The organism is Pseudomonas sp. DE0010 (assembly GCF_007680745.1).
Classification (GTDB): domain Bacteria; phylum Pseudomonadota; class Gammaproteobacteria; order Pseudomonadales; family Pseudomonadaceae; genus Aquipseudomonas; species Aquipseudomonas parafulva_B.
In genome coordinates this window covers 46,219-60,445 of record NZ_VEJQ01000011.1, presented here as the reverse complement: position 1 = coordinate 60,445, position 14,227 = coordinate 46,219, and the positions used below count along the sequence as shown (strand labels likewise).

Below are 14,227 nucleotides of genomic sequence, written 5' to 3'. Positions count from 1 at the left end.
GCTCACTTGACCTGGCCCAGGTTAGCCTCGCTCATGTCCAACTCGCCCAGCACATGCCGCACTACCTCGTCACCGAGCAGGTGCTGGCGGTGCAGGTTGTACAGTTCCAGGCGCTGGGCCCGCAGCGCACGCAAGCGCAGACGGCGCTCGAGCAGGTCCATCTGCTCGGCCAGGGCCCTGGCCTCTTCACTGTCGTTGTGCCGGTCCAGCTGATCGCGATACTCGGCCATCAGCCGAGCTTTCAACTCTGTGGCCAGTGTGGCCTGGGCGGCATCCTGCGGGGCGTTGGCATCGACCACCTCCTCGGCCTCCAAGGCGTGAATCGCAGCCTCAGCGGTGCGTCGCCAGGCCTCATGTACCTCTTGCTGCATGCGCTCGTCAGGGCTTTTGCTCACGCCGCGCAGCAAAAGCGGCAATGCGACACAGGCACTGATCAACGACAGCAGGATGACACCGGCGGCGATGAAGATCAGCAGGTCGCGTTCTGGAAACGCCTTGCCCGCCCCAATCAGCAACGGGATCGACATCACACCTGCCAGGGTGACAGCCCCTCTCACACCGCCCAGCGTGAGCAGCCAGCACGAGCGCGCGGTGGGCAACATCACCAGCGCAGGCTTGCCCCGCCAGCGACGCAGAACCCCCACCAGGCGCCAGATGCTCTGCACCCAGATGAACCGCAGCAAGATCAGCGTCGCGAAGATGGCGACCACGTCCAGGCAGCGCCATGCCAGGGTCGGCCACAGCGTGGTTTCATGGCTGACCACCGCCTTGACAATGTCGGGCAGTTGCAAGCCCAGCAGCAGGAAAATCAAGCCGTTGAACGCGAACTCCAGCAGCGACCACACGCTGCGATTGAGCAGGCGGGTGCTGGTCTGGCGTGGCAGCAGGTCGAGCCAGCTCTGCATCATGCCAGCCGCCACTGCCGAGAGGATGCCCGATACCCCGAGGCGCTCGGCCAGCACATAGGCCGCGAACGGCAGCAGCAGCATGAACACTACATGAGTGGCCGGGTCGTCCCAGCCGCGGCCGATCATCCAGGCACGCAGGCGGCCGACCAGCCAACTCAGCGCCACCCCCACGGCCAGGCCGCCGAGCGCTACCAGTGCGAAGCTGAAGCTGGCGTCGGTCAGTGAAAACACACCGGTAATGGCGGCAGCCAGGGCGAACTTGAATGTGACCAGGCCCGAAGCATCGTTCATCAACGCCTCACCCTGGAGCATGTGCATCAATGGCGTAGGCAGGCGGTCCTGGGTAATGGCCGAAACGGCCACCGCGTCGGTCGGCGACAGTACGGCTGCCAACGCGAATGCCACCGGCAACGGGATGCTCGGCAGCAGCCAGTGGATGAAATAGCCCGCACCGACCACGGTAAACAGCACCAACCCCACCGCCAGGGCCACCACCGGGCCCCGAATGCGCCACAACTCGCGCTTGGGAATGCGCCAGCCATCGGCGAACAACAGCGGCGGCAAAAACAGGAACAAAAACAGCTCGGGGTTCAGGGCGACATGAAGCCCGAGGGTCGGCCAGGCCAGCAAAGCGCCAGCGGCGATCTGTACCAGCGGCAGAGGCAGAGGAATGAGGCGGCCGACCAATTTCGAGACGCTGACCAGCATCAGCAGGATAAGGACGGTATAGGCGGACTGCATCCAGTGGGTCTTCCTTCTTCAAACGGCCTCGTACCCGAGGACAAAACGTACACCTGGATCAGCATGGTAACGGGTCACAAGCTTGCCTGGCCGCTGCACCAAGGTCGCAGGTGGCGAACTAATGTGTAACATGAAGATACACCTGCCGCCCGAGGGTTCAGCCGGGGTTGGGAAATGACCGGTGATTGAGTGCAATTGGGCGCACGTTCCTGCCCAGGCAGAGCGGCAGCAGGATTATGCAGCAGCAACCCCGACCGTTCGGGTCAACCGCCCGTGGCGCCGTGCGAAGGGTTATCGCATAATCGCGCGACTGACATTCGGAAATGGAGAGATTGGGGCGACACGTATCCCCGATGCACACAATGACCTACACGCTCTACGGCATCAAAGCTTGCGACACCATGAAAAAGGCTCGCACCTGGCTCGACGACCAGGCCATCGCCTACGAATTCCATGACTACAAGACTCAAGGCATCGACCGTGACAGCCTGAACCGCTGGTGCGACGAGCACGGCTGGGAAACCATCCTCAACCGCGCCGGCACCACGTTCCGCAAGCTGGACGACGCCAGCAAAGCCGATCTCGACCAGGCCAAGGCCGTCGAGCTCATGCTGGCCCAGCCTTCGATGATCAAGCGCCCGGTACTCGACCTGGGTACGCGCACGCTGGTGGGCTTCAAGCCCGACCTGTACGCCGCAGCCCTGGCCTGAGTCCCTACCCCATTTAGTACGAGGTAACTACATGTCCAATTCCCTGTTCAGCCTGGCCTTCGGTGTCGGCTCCCAGAACCGCCAGGGCGCCTGGCTGGAAGTGTTCTACGCACAGCCCCTGATCGACCCGAGCCCCGAGTTGGTCGCTGCCATCGCACCGATCCTTGGCTATGAAGGTGGCAACCAGGCCATCACCTTCAGCAACGCCCAGGCCGCGCAACTGGCCGACGCCGTCAGAAGCGTCGATGCCGCTCAAGCCGCCCTGCTCACGCGTCTGGCAGAAAGCCACAAGCCGTTGGTAGCCACCCTGCTGGCCGAAGACGCCGCCCTGGCCTCCACGCCCGAGGCGTACCTCAAACTGCACCTGCTGTCCCATCGCCTGGTCAAGCCGCACGGCGTGAGCCTGGCCGGTATCTTCCCCCTGCTGCCAAACGTGGCCTGGACCAACATCGGTGCCGTGGACCTGGCCGAGCTCGCCGAGCTGCAACTCGAAGCGCGCCTGCGTGGTGAGCTGCTGGAAGTGTTCTCGGTGGACAAGTTCCCGAAGATGACCGACTACGTGGTCCCGGCCGGCGTGCGCATCGCCGACACTGCACGGGTACGCCTGGGCGCCTACATCGGCGAAGGCACCACCATCATGCACGAAGGCTTTGTCAACTTTAACGCCGGCACCGAAGGCCCAGGCATGATCGAAGGGCGTGTTTCGGCCGGTGTCTTCGTCGGCAAGGGTTCGGACCTCGGTGGCGGCTGCTCGACCATGGGTACCCTGTCCGGCGGCGGCAACATCGTCATCAAGGTGGGCGAAGGCTGCCTGATCGGTGCCAACGCCGGTATCGGCATCCCGCTGGGAGACCGCAATACCGTCGAAGCGGGTCTGTATATCACCGCCGGGACCAAGGTGAACCTGCTGGATGAGCACAACGAACTGGTCAAGGTCGTCAAGGCACGCGACCTGGCTGGCCAGGCCGACCTGTTGTTCCGCCGCAATTCGCTCAATGGCGCCGTCGAGTGCAAGACCCACAAGTCAGCCATCGAGCTGAACGAAGCCTTGCACGCACACAACTGAAAACCCCACCGGGTATGAAGTGTTAAGATCGGGTCTGGCGCCTCCACGCCAGACCCGATTTTCATTCCAGGCCCCGCGAATATGTTCCAGCCCTCCCCCTGGCGTGCCGATTTTCCAGCCATCGACGCCCTGCAAAGCCAGCACCAGACCTACCTGGACAGCGCCGCCACCGCCCAGAAACCCCAGGCGCTGCTCGACGCACTGGGCCATTACTATGGCAGCGGGGCGGCCAATGTCCACCGTGCCCAGCACCTGCCTGGCGCAAGGGCGACCGAGGCCTTCGAAGCCAGTCGCGACAAAGTTGCCCGCTGGTTGAATGTCGGCCAGACCGGGCAGATCGTGTTCACCCACGGCGCCACGGCTGCGCTGAACCTGCTGGCCTATGGCCTGGAGTCTCGTTTCGAGGCCGGCGACGAGATCGCCATCAGCGCCCTTGAACACCATGCCAACTTGTTGCCCTGGCAGCAGCTGGCACACCGGCGCAACCTGCGCCTGGTGATATTGCCGGTCGATACGCGCGGCTTCATTGACCTGGAGCGAGCGTTGCAGATGATCGGGCCACGCACTCGTGTGCTCGCCGTCAGCCAGCTGTCCAACGTGCTGGGCACCTGGCAGCCGCTGCCGGCCCTGCTCGCCCATGCCCGCGCACAGGGTGCTCTGACAGTGGTGGACGGCGCCCAGGGTGTGGTGCATGGGCGTCAGGACGTGCAGCAGCTGGGGTGCGATTTCTATGTGTTCTCCAGCCACAAGCTGTACGGGCCGGACGGGGTGGGCGTGCTGTACGGGCGCAACCAGGCGCTGGGCCTGCTGCGCCATTGGCAGTTTGGCGGGGAGATGGTGCAACTGGCCGAGTACCAGAGCGCGAGCTTCAGGCCGGCGCCGCTGGGTCTGGAAGCCGGCACTCCGCCCATCGCCGGGGTGATCGGCCTTGGCGCTACGCTCGATTACCTCGCGGGCCTGGACACGGCGGCGGTGCTGGCTCACGAGGCCGGCTTGCATGCCCGGCTGATCGAGGGCCTCACGCAACGCGAAGGCATTCGCCTGCTAGGCCTGCCGCAGTGCGCGTTGGCCAGCTTTGTCGTGGAAGGCGTGCACAACGCCGACATCGCGCACCTGCTCACCGAGCAGGGCATCGCCGTGCGGGCAGGCCATCACTGTGCGATGCCACTGCTCCAGGGGTTGGGCCTGGACGGGGCGATCCGCGTGTCGCTGGGCCTCTACAATGATCAGGCCGACCTGCAACGTTTCTTCGAGGCGCTGGACCAGGCGCTGGAGCTGCTGCGATGACCTTGCCGGCCCAAGCCCATCAGGCACTGGAGGCCTTTGCGCAGAGCAAGGGCTGGGAGCAGCGTGCGCGGCTGTTGATGCAGTGGGGGGAGCGGCTGGAACCGCTGGCCGAAGCCGAGAAAACCGAGGCCAATCGCGTGCACGGGTGCGAAAGCCTGGTCTGGCTGGTGGCCGATGCCGTGGACGGCCACTGGCAATTCAAGGCCAGCAGCGATGCACGCCTGCTGCGCGGTCTGCTGGCGCTGCTGCTGGTGAGGGTGCAGGGCTTGAACAGTGAGGCGCTGCTGGCGCTGGACGTACAGGACTGGTTCGGGCAACTGGGCCTTGAGCGCCAGTTGTCGCCCTCACGCAGCAATGGCTTGCATGCCGTGGTGCAGCGCATGGCGGTGCTGGCATCGGGGCGGTGATGCCAGCACGCATTCACGCTGGCCGGACACGCTCCGAAGGCCGCCTGGCACCTGCTACCAGCTTCTCCACAGCTTTACTGGCGGCCACCATGCCGAAGGTGGCCGTCACCATCATCACCGCGCCAAAGCCGCCGGAGCAGTCCAGCCGCACGCCCTCACCCACAAAACTCTTCTGCAGGCACACGCTGCCATCCCCCTTGGGATAACGCAGCTGCTCACTGGAAAACACACAGGGCACGCCATAGTTACGGCTGACATTGCGCGAGAAGTTGTAGTCGCGGCGCAGGGTCGAGCGGACCCGTGAGGCCAGCGGGTCGTTGAACGTCTTGTTCAAGTCCGCGATCTGGATCTGGGTCGGATCGATCTGGCCACCTGCACCACCGGTGGTGACGATGCCGATCTTGCGCCGCCGGCACCAGGCTATCAGGGCTGCCTTGGCCATGACGCTGTCGATGCAGTCCACCACGTAGTCGAACTGTTCGGTGATGTACTCGGCCATGGTCTCGCGGGTGACGAAATCGGCCACTGCATGCACCTTGCACGCCGGGTTGATGGCCCGCAGGCGCTCGGCCATTACCTCGACCTTGGGCCGGCCCACCTGCCCTTCCAGCGCGTGGGCCTGACGGTTGGTATTGCTCACGCACACATCGTCCAGGTCGAACAAGGTGACCTCACCCACCCCCGAGCGGGCCAGGGCTTCGGCCACCCATGAGCCCACCCCGCCAATCCCGACGATGCCAACATGGGCCTGTTGCAGGCGCTGCAAGCCCTGGTCGCCATACAGGCGGGCCACCCCTGCAAACCGTGGATCTTCTGTGCTCATGTCAGTACCTCAAAAAACCGGCGCGCATTATAGGCCAGCCAGGCCATGGCCTGCACGGTTAGGAAAGACACCTTAACCCTGCTTTAATGTCGTAACACTTCGACACTTATGGACGACAATGTCTTCACGTAAATTCGGCCTGAACCTGGTAGTGGTCCTGGCCATCGCGGCGCTGTTTACCGGTTTCTGGGCGCTGATCAATCGCCCGGTATCGGCACCGGCCTGGCCCGAACAGATCTCCGGCTTTTCCTATTCGCCGTTTCGCCTGGGTGAAAGCCCGCAGAAGGGTCAGTACCCGGACGACAACGAGATGCGTCAGGACCTGGAGCAGATGAGCAAGCTCACCGACAGCATCCGTATCTACACCGTCGAAGGCACTCAGGCGCACATCCCCAAGCTGGCCGAGGAATTCGGCCTGCGGGTGACGGTGGGCATCTGGATCAGCCCGGACCTGGAGCGCAACGAGCGCGAGATCGCCACGGCCATCGAACTGGCCAACACCTCGCGCAGCGTGGTACGGGTGGTGGTTGGTAACGAAGCATTGTTCCGCGAGGAAGTGACGCCGGAAAACCTCATCCGGTACCTGGACCGTGTACGCGCGGCCGTGAAAGTGCCGGTGACCACCAGCGAGCAGTGGCACATCTGGAAACAGAACCCGCAGCTGGCCAAGCACGTGGACCTGATCGCCGCCCACATCCTGCCCTATTGGGAATTCGTGCCCATGAAAGACTCGGTCGAGTTCGTCCTCGACCGTGCCCGCGAATTGAAACACCAGTTCCCCCGCAAGCCGCTGCTGCTCTCGGAAGTGGGCTGGCCAAGCAATGGCCGGATGCGCGGCGGTGCCGATGCCACCCAGGCCGACCAGGCGATTTACCTGCGCACCTTGGTCAATACGCTCAATCGACGTGGCTTCAACTACTTTGTGATCGAAGCTTACGACCAACCCTGGAAAGCCAGCGATGAAGGCTCGGTCGGGGCCTACTGGGGTGTGTTCAACGCCGAACGCCAGCAGAAATTCAACTTCGAAGGCCCCGTGGTCGCCATTCCCCAATGGCGAGCCCTGGCAGTGGCCTCGGTGGTACTGGCGATGATCGCACTGATGGTGCTGTTCATCGATGGCTCGGCCCTGCGTCAGCGTGGACGCACCTTCCTGACCTTCATCACGTTCCTGTGCGGGTCGGTGCTGGTGTGGATCGCCTACGACTACAGCCAGCAGTACAGCACCTGGTTCAGCCTTACGGTCGGCGTGCTCCTGGCCCTCGGCGCACTGGGGGTGTTCATCGTGCTGCTGACCGAGGCTCATGAACTGGCCGAGGCGGTATGGACTCACAAGCGGCGGCGCGAATTCCTGCCGGTGCAAGGCGACAGCGGCTACCGACCGAAAGTGTCGGTGCATGTGCCGTGCTACAACGAACCGCCGGAAATGGTCAAACAGACCCTTGATGCCTTGGCCGCGCTGGATTATCCGGACTACGAAGTGCTGGTCATCGACAACAACACCAAGGACCCGGCCGTGTGGGAGCCGCTCAAGGCCCATTGTGAAAAGCTCGGCGAGCGCTTCCGGTTCTTCCACGTCGCCCCCCTGGCTGGTTTCAAGGGCGGCGCGCTCAACTACCTGCTCCCGCTCACGGCCAAGGATGCTGAAGTGATTGCGGTGATCGACTCGGACTACTGCGTAGACCGCAACTGGCTCAAGCACATGGTGCCGCATTTCGCCGATCCGAAGATCGCCGTGGTGCAGTCGCCGCAGGACTACCGCGACCAGCACGAGAGCGCCTTCAAGAAGCTGTGCTACAGCGAGTACAAGGGCTTCTTCCACATCGGCATGGTCACCCGCAATGACCGCGATGCGATCATCCAGCACGGCACCATGACCATGACCCGGCGCAGCGTGCTGGACGAACTGGGCTGGGCCGAGTGGTGCATCTGCGAGGATGCCGAACTGGGCCTGCGGGTGTTCGAGAAGGGCCTGTCGGCGGCCTACGCCCACAACAGCTATGGCAAGGGGCTGATGCCTGACACCTTCATCGACTTCAAGAAACAGCGCTTCCGCTGGGCCTATGGCGCCATCCAGATCATCAAGCACCACGCTGCGGCCCTGCTGCGCGGCAAAGGCAGCGAATTGACCCGGGGCCAGCGTTACCACTTCCTGGCCGGCTGGCTGCCGTGGATTGCCGACGGCATGAACATCTTCTTCACGGTGGGGGCCTTGTTGTGGTCTGCCGCCATGATCATCGTGCCGCACCGGGTGGACCCGCCGCTGATGATCTTCGCCATCCCGCCACTGGCGCTGTTCTTCTTCAAGGTCGGCAAGATCGTGTTCCTGTATCGCCGCGCCGTGGGGGTCAACCTGAAGGATGCCCTGGCGGCTGCGCTGGCCGGGCTGGCGTTGTCGCACACCATCGCCAAGGCCGTGCTGTACGGGTTCTTCACCAGCAGCATGCCGTTCATCCGCACGCCGAAGCATGCCGACAGCCATGGCTTGCTGGTGGCGATTTCCGAAGCGCGGGAGGAACTGTTCATCATGCTGCTGTTGTGGGGCGCTGCAGCCGGGATCTATCTGGTGCAGGGCTTGCCGAGCTCGGACATGCGCTTCTGGGTCGCCATGCTGTTGGTGCAATCGCTGCCCTACCTGGCCGCGTTGGTGATGGCGCTTCTATCATCACTGCCCAAGCCTGAAGAGAAGGCCGCAGATAAGGCTGCCGAGACACACTAGGCTTCAGGGCGTGCAGGCCGACCTGCCGACCATCACCGGCAAGCCGGCTTGCACACAACGCCTGTTATTCGGATGCGTGCAGGAGCGCTGAGGGCCGGCGTGCCGGCGATTGGGCCGTGAAGCCCAGCATCATTTGATATAAGATAACGCCCCTTAAGTTTTCCCGCCTTGCCTTGCCCCGGAGTTCCCCATGACGGCCCCTGCCGAGCTCTCGCCTACCCTTCAACTGGCCTGCGACCTGATCCGTCGTCCCTCGGTCACCCCCGTCGACGCCGATTGCCAGGCGCAGATGATGCAGCGCCTGGGCGCCGTGGGCTTCGAGCTGGAACCGATGCGCATCGAGGACGTCGACAATTTCTGGGCCACTCACGGCACCCAGCCAGGCCCGGTGCTGTGCTTTGCCGGTCACACCGATGTAGTGCCCACCGGCCCCGTCCAGCAGTGGCAACACGAGCCGTTCCAGGCGTTGATCGATGCCGACGGCATGCTCTGTGGCCGTGGCGCGGCCGACATGAAGGGCAGCCTGGCGTGCATGGTGGTGGCCAGCGAGCGCTTCGTGCGTGACTACCCCGAGCACCGGGGCCAGGTCGCCTTCCTGATCACCAGTGACGAGGAAGGCCCGGCCCATCACGGCACCAAGGCCGTGGTCGAACGCCTCAAGGCGCGCAACCAGCGCCTTGACTGGTGCATCGTCGGCGAGCCCTCCAGCACCACCGTGCTGGGCGATGTGGTCAAGAATGGCCGTCGTGGCTCGCTCGGCGCCACGCTGACCGTGCGCGGCAAGCAGGGCCACGTTGCCTACCCGCACCTGGCGCGCAACCCGATCCACCTGGCCGCGCCAGCGCTGGCGGAACTGGCTGCCGAACATTGGGACCAGGGGAACGCCTTTTTCCCCCCGACCAGCTTCCAGATTTCCAATCTCAATGCCGGGACCGGTGCAACCAACGTGGTGCCCGGCGAACTGACAGCGCTGTTCAACTTCCGCTTCTCCACCGAGTCCACCGTAGAGGGCCTGAAGGCTCGGGTCTCGGCCATCCTGGACAAGCATGAACTGGATTGGTCGGTGGAGTGGGCGTTGTCCGGCCTGCCGTTCCTGACCGAGCCAGGCGAGCTGCTCGATGCGGTTTCGGCCAGCATCAAGGGCGTCACCGGCCGCGAGACCCAACCCTCCACCAGCGGCGGCACCTCCGATGGCCGCTTCATTGCCACCATGGGCACCCAAGTGGTCGAGCTTGGCCCGGTCAATGCCACTATCCACCAGGTCGACGAGCGCATCCTGGCCAGCGACCTGGACCTGCTGACCGAAATCTATTACCAGACCCTGGTACGGTTGCTCGCCTGATGCTGACCTGCCCACTCTGCCAGGCTGCCCTGAGCCCGCTCGACAACGGCGTGGTGTGCCCAGCCGGCCACCGCTTCGATCGCGCGCGCCAGGGCTACCTGAACCTGCTGCCGGTGCAGCACAAGAACAGTCGCGACCCAGGTGACAACCAGGCCATGGTCGAGGCACGCCGTCATTTTCTGGACGCTGGCCATTACGCACCTGTGGCCGGACGGCTGGCGCAGTTGGCGGCCGAGCACCAGCCCGGCGCGTGGCTGGACATCGGTTGCGGCGAAGGCTACTACACCGCGCAATTGGCCCAGGCACTGCCTGATGCCAATGGCTACGCCTTGGACATCTCCCGTGAGGCGGTCAAGCGTGCCTGCCGCCGCGCACCGGACGTCACCTGGATGGTAGCCAGCATGGCGCGCGTGCCGTTGGCCGATGCCAGCTGCCAGTTCGTCGCCAGCGTCTTCAGCCCGCTGGATTGGGCCGAAGCCAGCCGGGTGTTGAGCCCAGGCGGCGGCCTGATGCGCGTAGGCCCTACCAGCGGCCACCTGATGGAGCTGCGCGAAGTACTCTACGACCAGGTGCGCCCCTATGCTGACGACAAGCATCTGGCCCTGGTGCCCCAAGGCATGTACCACGCCCATGGCGAGGTCCTGGAATTTCGCCTGAGCCTGGCCGAACCTCAAGCCCGTGCTGCGTTGCTCGCCATGACCCCGCACGGCTGGCGCGCCAGTGCAGAGCGTCGGGCGCAAGTGATCGAGCAGCCGGAACCGTTCGAGGTCACCGTCTCCATGCGTTTTGACTATTTCGTGCGCCAAGCATGAGCACACCCGGAGGTGTTATGCGCCAACCTGATATCGAGATTTACCTCAAGGACGCCGAAGTCGACCACAAGCAGGTTGCAGCCTGGTTGACCCAGGCCATCGGCCCGTGCACCGAATGGAAGCAGAAAGGCCAGACCTACAAGTGCCAGGCCGGTAACATTCCGGTCACTTGGTTACCCAAGGCTGTAGGGAAATGGAACAGCCTGTACCTGGAAAGCGACCAGACGCCCTGGGCCGATGATATCGCTTGTGGTCGCGATGCCCACGCCGCCCTGGGCGTGGAAGTACGCTGTGCACCCGGCGGCTGGGTGGAGGAAGACGGCGAGGAGGATGCTGACCGCTGGGTGCGTATCAGCGCCGACGGCGAAGAGGAAATCACCTGGCGTACATCGCCCTGACGGGCGTCCCTGAAGCTGCAAGCACAGCCGGCTTGCAGCTTCAGGCTTGAGCCTGGCCGCTCAGAGACCCACGACATCCTCGGCCTGCAGGCCTTTCTGGCCCTGCACGCAGGCATACTCGACCTGTTGGCCCTCGACCAGGCTGCGATGCCCCTCACCCCGGATGGCCCGGTAGTGGACGAAGACATCCGCGCCCCCTTCCCGTTGAATGAAGCCATAGCCCTTGGCATCGTTGAACCACTTCACGTTCCCAGTCTCACGAGACGACATCTGCACTACTCCGGATTTTTATTGTGAAAATCGCCTTGCAGACACGAGACAATCGCCCCGAATCAGCACCGCGTGCGTAAATCTCCTGCAAGCTGCAGGCCTGAACGGTGCTGGCGCATAAAAAATTTGAAGACCGGCGAGGTGCACGGCAAGCTAGGCGCAACGCCAACGACTGGCCTGTATGGGCCAACCGCGCAGCGATCGCTGCGCCCAGCATTCCTCACCGTCAACCAGGGCCCCTCTTCATGACCCGTTCCCCCCTGCACCGCTTGGTATTCGGTGTTCTACGCCGATTGTTGTACCTGTGGGTGCGCTCAGAAACCATCAATCAATCGGCCCTGACCCTCAAGCTCGACCGCAGTCGCCCTGTTTTCTATGCCTTGCCTTCGCCTGCGCTCACGGACCTGGCGGTGCTCGACCACGAATGCACCAAGGCAGGGCTGCCACGCCCGGTACTGCCAGTGGTCGTCGGACCCCTGCACGAGGCGGCTGCGTTCTTCTATCTCACCCCTGATCCGGACTGGCTGGGGCGCCATGACAAAAGCGGCGCCCCGCCTACCCTGGAGCGTCTGGTAGAAGTGCTCGGTCAGCACGCCGAGGAAGATGCGCAGATCATTCCAGTAAGCGTGTTCTGGGGTCAGTCGCCCGACAGCGAGTCGAGCCCGTGGAAGCTGCTGTTCGCCGACAGCTGGGCGGTGACCGGGCGCTTGCGCCGCTTGCTGACCGTACTGATCCTGGGGCGCAAGACCCGGGTGCAGTTCTCCACCCCAATCCACCTGCGCGAACTGGTGCAGCACAACAAGGGCCACGCCCGCACCGTGCGCATGGCCCAGCGCCTGATGCGCGTGCATTTGCGCAACCTCAAGACAGCGGTCATCGGGCCGGACATCTCCCACCGACGCAACCTGGTCAAAGGCTTGATCCATGCGCCGTTGGTGCGCCAGGCCATCGCCGAGCACGCCGAGCGCGAGCACGTGCCCCAAGCCAAGGCCGAGGCACAGGCCCGCCACTACGGCAATGAAATTGCCTCGGACTACACCTACACGGCCATTCGCTTCCTCGAAGTGGTGCTCAGCTGGTTCTGGCACAAGATCTACGACGGCATCAAGGTCAACCACATCGAGCAGGTGCAGGGCATCGCCCCGGGCCACGAGGTGATCTACGTCCCGTGCCACCGTAGCCACATCGACTACCTGCTGCTGTCGTACCTGCTGTTCAAGAATGGCCTGACGCCCCCGCATGTGGCGGCCGGCATCAACCTGAACATGCCCGTGGTGGGCAACCTGCTGCGCCGCGGTGGCGCCTTCTTCATGCGCCGCTCGTTCAAGGGCAACCCGCTCTACACCGCCGTGTTCAACGAATACCTGCACACGCTGTACACCAAAGGCTTCCCGGTGGAGTACTTCGTCGAGGGTGGCCGTTCGCGTACCGGGCGCATGCTGCAGCCACGCACGGGAATGCTGGCCATCACCCTGCGCAGCTTCCTGCGCTCCTCGCGTACGCCAATCGTGTTCGTGCCTGTCTACATTGGTTACGAGCGCGTCCTTGAAGGGCGCACCTACCTGGGTGAGTTGCGCGGGGCGAGCAAGAAGAAAGAATCCATTTTCGACATTTTCAAAGTGCTGGGTGCACTCAAGCAACGCTTTGGCCAGGTCTACGTCAACTTCGGCGAACCTATCCGCCTGGCCGGTTTTCTCGACCAGCAGCAACCCGGCTGGCGAGACCAGGACCACGGGCCGCAGTACCGCCCGGCTTGGCTCAGCGAAACCACGACGCGCCTGGGCGATACCGTGGCCAGGCACTTGAACGGCGCAGCAGCCATCAACCCGGTCAACCTGGTGGCGCTGGCTCTGCTCTCCACCAGCAAGCTGGCCCTGGACGAACGTGCGCTGGTGCGCGTGCTCGATCTGTACCTGGCGTTGATGCGCCAGGTGCCCTACTCCGCCCATACCACATTGCCCGAAGGCGACGGTCAGGCCCTGATCGAGCATGTGCGCGGCATGGACCTGGTGGCAGAGCAAAAGGACGCGCTCGGGCGCATTCTGTACCTGGATGAAAACAACGCGGTACTGATGACCTATTACCGCAACAATGTCCTGCACATCTTTGCCCTGCCGGCCCTGCTGGCAAGTTTCTTCCTCAGCAGCTCGCGCATGAGCCGCGCTTTGCTAGGCCAATATGTCCATGCCTTGTACCCCTACTTGCAGGCAGAGCTGTTCCTGCGCTGGGAACCTGAGCAGCTCGACGAGGTGATCGACCAATGGCTGGGCGCCCTGGTGGAGCAAGGCTTGCTTCGCCAGGACAATGACATCTTTGTCCGTGCAGCGCCCAGTTCTCGTCAGTTCGTGCTGCTGGCCCTGCTGGCGCGCAGCATCACCCAGACCCTGCAGCGCTTCTACATGGCGACTTCGCTGCTGCTCAACAGCGGCCAAGGTACCCTGAGCGCCGAAGCGCTCGAAGCGCTGTGCGTGATGATGGCCCAGCGCCTTTCTATTTTGCATGGTCTGAACGCACCGGAATTTTTCGACAAAAGCCTGTTCCGCCACTTTATCCAGACGCTGATCGACCAAGGTGTGCTGCGCGTCAATGCACACGGCAAATTGAGCTACAGCAACAAGCTAGGCGGTTTGGCCGAAGGCGTGGCCAAGCGCGTGCTGTCGGCCGAGCTGCGCTTGTCGATCCGCCAGGTCGCCCTGCACCGGGATGACGGCCTGGCAACAGCGACCCTATGACCCTTTTTCTGATTA

General features: G+C 63.6%; 12 protein-coding genes. 9 read left to right on the top strand and 3 right to left on the bottom strand.

The features are described 5' to 3' along the window. Window positions 1-2 precede the first annotated feature (2 nt). Window positions 3-1,649 carry a Na+/H+ antiporter gene (locus FS767_RS10575; RefSeq protein ID WP_058603725.1) on the bottom strand — a complete coding sequence of 549 codons (1,647 nt, stop codon included), beginning with the start codon at window positions 1,647-1,649 and terminating at the stop codon, window positions 3-5. Window positions 1,650-2,011: 362 nt separating this feature from the next. Here FS767_RS10575 and FS767_RS10570 point away from each other — a divergent pair, with 362 nt between their 5' ends. The 4 genes from FS767_RS10570 (at window position 2,012) to FS767_RS10555 (ending at window position 5,119) form a co-directional block, all read left to right on the top strand. Next, window positions 2,012-2,359 carry an ArsC family reductase gene (locus FS767_RS10570; protein ID WP_167339266.1) on the top strand — a complete coding sequence of 116 codons (348 nt, stop codon included), beginning with the start codon at window positions 2,012-2,014 and terminating at the stop codon, window positions 2,357-2,359. Window positions 2,360-2,390: 31 nt separating this feature from the next. Continuing rightward, window positions 2,391-3,425, top strand: a complete 1,035-nt coding sequence (dapD, locus tag FS767_RS10565) for a 2,3,4,5-tetrahydropyridine-2,6-dicarboxylate N-succinyltransferase (protein WP_027913866.1) — start codon at window positions 2,391-2,393, stop codon at window positions 3,423-3,425. An 81-nt stretch (window positions 3,426-3,506) separates the two neighbouring features. Next, on the top strand, window positions 3,507-4,712 hold the full coding sequence (locus tag FS767_RS10560; protein WP_144965279.1) for an aminotransferase class V-fold PLP-dependent enzyme: 1,206 nt from the start codon (window positions 3,507-3,509) through the stop codon (window positions 4,710-4,712). Beyond that, window positions 4,709-5,119, top strand: a complete 411-nt coding sequence (locus FS767_RS10555; RefSeq protein ID WP_058639528.1) for a SufE family protein — start codon at window positions 4,709-4,711, stop codon at window positions 5,117-5,119. The genes FS767_RS10560 and FS767_RS10555 overlap by 4 nt, the downstream gene beginning before the upstream one ends. 13 nt (window positions 5,120-5,132) lie before the next feature. Here FS767_RS10555 and tcdA read toward each other — a convergent pair whose 3' ends face one another. Then, window positions 5,133-5,942 (bottom strand): tRNA cyclic N6-threonylcarbamoyladenosine(37) synthase TcdA, encoded by an 810-nt coding sequence (gene tcdA, locus FS767_RS10550; RefSeq protein WP_058639529.1) that lies wholly within the window; start codon window positions 5,940-5,942, stop codon window positions 5,133-5,135. 118 nt (window positions 5,943-6,060) lie between these two features. Here tcdA and FS767_RS10545 point away from each other — a divergent pair, with 118 nt between their 5' ends. The 4 genes from FS767_RS10545 to FS767_RS10530 all read left to right on the top strand — a co-directional run bounded on the left by FS767_RS10545 (window position 6,061) and on the right by FS767_RS10530 (window position 11,210). After that, the gene (locus tag FS767_RS10545; protein ID WP_144965277.1) at window positions 6,061-8,658 is read left to right on the top strand and encodes a glycosyltransferase; all 2,598 of its coding nucleotides are present in this window, start codon (window positions 6,061-6,063) and stop codon (window positions 8,656-8,658) included. 190 nt (window positions 8,659-8,848) lie between these two features. Beyond that, entirely contained in the window at window positions 8,849-10,000 is a 1,152-nt protein-coding gene (gene dapE, locus FS767_RS10540) for a succinyl-diaminopimelate desuccinylase (protein WP_058603731.1), read from the top strand. Continuing rightward, a complete protein-coding gene (locus FS767_RS10535) occupies window positions 10,000-10,812 on the top strand; it encodes a putative RNA methyltransferase (protein ID WP_144965275.1) in 813 nt (270 codons plus the stop codon). The genes dapE and FS767_RS10535 overlap by 1 nt, the downstream gene beginning before the upstream one ends. Before the next feature lie 17 nt (window positions 10,813-10,829). Next, window positions 10,830-11,210: a hypothetical protein gene (locus FS767_RS10530; RefSeq protein ID WP_144965273.1), complete on the top strand. Its 381-nt coding sequence runs from the start codon at window positions 10,830-10,832 to the stop codon at window positions 11,208-11,210. A 60-nt stretch (window positions 11,211-11,270) separates the two neighbouring features. On the opposite strand, the gene FS767_RS10525 is transcribed toward FS767_RS10530, so the two are convergent. Continuing rightward, window positions 11,271-11,480 (bottom strand): cold-shock protein, encoded by a 210-nt coding sequence (locus tag FS767_RS10525; protein ID WP_023534051.1) that lies wholly within the window; start codon window positions 11,478-11,480, stop codon window positions 11,271-11,273. Between the two features lie 245 nt (window positions 11,481-11,725). Between FS767_RS10525 and plsB the strand changes: the two genes are divergently transcribed. Then, window positions 11,726-14,212 (top strand): glycerol-3-phosphate 1-O-acyltransferase PlsB, encoded by a 2,487-nt coding sequence (gene plsB, locus FS767_RS10520; RefSeq protein WP_144965271.1) that lies wholly within the window; start codon window positions 11,726-11,728, stop codon window positions 14,210-14,212. Window positions 14,213-14,227: the final 15 nt, after the last annotated feature.

Excerpts from the sequence above, each read along its gene's own strand:
- FS767_RS10575 (WP_058603725.1), bottom strand. The coding sequence starts at position 1,649 with ATGCAGTCCGCCTATACCGTCCTTATCCTGCTGATGCTGGTCAGCGTC.
- FS767_RS10570 (WP_167339266.1), top strand. The coding sequence starts at position 2,012 with ATGACCTACACGCTCTACGGCATCAAAGCTTGCGACACCATGAAAAAG.
- dapD (WP_027913866.1), top strand. The coding sequence starts at position 2,391 with ATGTCCAATTCCCTGTTCAGCCTGGCCTTCGGTGTCGGCTCCCAGAAC.
- FS767_RS10560 (WP_144965279.1), top strand. The coding sequence starts at position 3,507 with ATGTTCCAGCCCTCCCCCTGGCGTGCCGATTTTCCAGCCATCGACGCC.
- FS767_RS10555 (WP_058639528.1), top strand. The coding sequence starts at position 4,709 with ATGACCTTGCCGGCCCAAGCCCATCAGGCACTGGAGGCCTTTGCGCAG.
- tcdA (WP_058639529.1), bottom strand. The coding sequence starts at position 5,942 with ATGAGCACAGAAGATCCACGGTTTGCAGGGGTGGCCCGCCTGTATGGC.
- FS767_RS10545 (WP_144965277.1), top strand. The coding sequence starts at position 6,061 with ATGTCTTCACGTAAATTCGGCCTGAACCTGGTAGTGGTCCTGGCCATC.
- dapE (WP_058603731.1), top strand. The coding sequence starts at position 8,849 with ATGACGGCCCCTGCCGAGCTCTCGCCTACCCTTCAACTGGCCTGCGAC.
- FS767_RS10535 (WP_144965275.1), top strand. The coding sequence starts at position 10,000 with ATGCTGACCTGCCCACTCTGCCAGGCTGCCCTGAGCCCGCTCGACAAC.
- FS767_RS10530 (WP_144965273.1), top strand. The coding sequence starts at position 10,830 with ATGCGCCAACCTGATATCGAGATTTACCTCAAGGACGCCGAAGTCGAC.
- FS767_RS10525 (WP_023534051.1), bottom strand. The coding sequence starts at position 11,480 with ATGTCGTCTCGTGAGACTGGGAACGTGAAGTGGTTCAACGATGCCAAG.
- plsB (WP_144965271.1), top strand. The coding sequence starts at position 11,726 with ATGACCCGTTCCCCCCTGCACCGCTTGGTATTCGGTGTTCTACGCCGA.